The organism is Burkholderia sp. IMCC1007 (assembly GCF_027257875.1).
Taxonomy (GTDB): Bacteria; Pseudomonadota; Gammaproteobacteria; order Burkholderiales; family Burkholderiaceae; genus Burkholderia.
The window spans coordinates 1-594 of the sequence record NZ_JAPVQY010000137.1; the positions used below are offsets into that span (position 1 = coordinate 1).

General features: G+C 73.2%; 1 protein-coding gene. It reads left to right on the forward strand.

The annotated features are described in order from the left end of the window. Positions 1–574: YbfB/YjiJ family MFS transporter (locus O1Q03_RS39925; RefSeq protein WP_269511645.1), on the forward strand; the 574-nt coding region annotated here is incomplete at its 5' end. Positions 575–594 lie beyond the last annotated feature (20 nt).

Here is a 594-nt window from a genome sequence, read left to right on the forward strand (position 1 = left end):
CGCGCCGGTCGCGAGCGCGAGCCCGGCGCGCTTCGCGCTCGCGCTCGGCGGCTATGGCCTGTTCGGCGTCGGCTATATCGGCTACATGACGTTCATCGTCGCGCTGTTGCGCGGCGCGGGGATGAGCGGCACGGTGGTCGCCGCGTTCTACGTGATGCTTGGTGTCGCGACCGTCGTGTCCGCGCGGCTGTGGTCGGGGCTGCTCGACCGGATGCGCGGCGGCCAGGCGCTGGCCGTGCTGAACGCACTGCTTGGCGTCGCGACGCTGATGCCGGCGATCTTCGTGCATCCGGCGGCCGCGTTCGCATCGGGCGTGCTGTTCGGCGCGACGTTCCTGTCGGCGGTCGCGGCGACGACCGCGTTCGTCCGCCACAACCTGTCGCCGGAAGGCTGGGCGAAGGGCATCAGCGCGTTCACGACGGTCTTCGCATTCGGGCAGATCGCCGGGCCCGTCGCGATCGGCTGGGTGTCGGACAGCGCGGGGCTCGCGCGCGGGCTCGTGTATTCGGCACTCACGCTGTTCGCGGGCGCCGCGCTCGCGGCCGGACAGCGCGCGTTGCGGGCGTCCGCGTAGCCGGCACGGGGTGGCGCGCG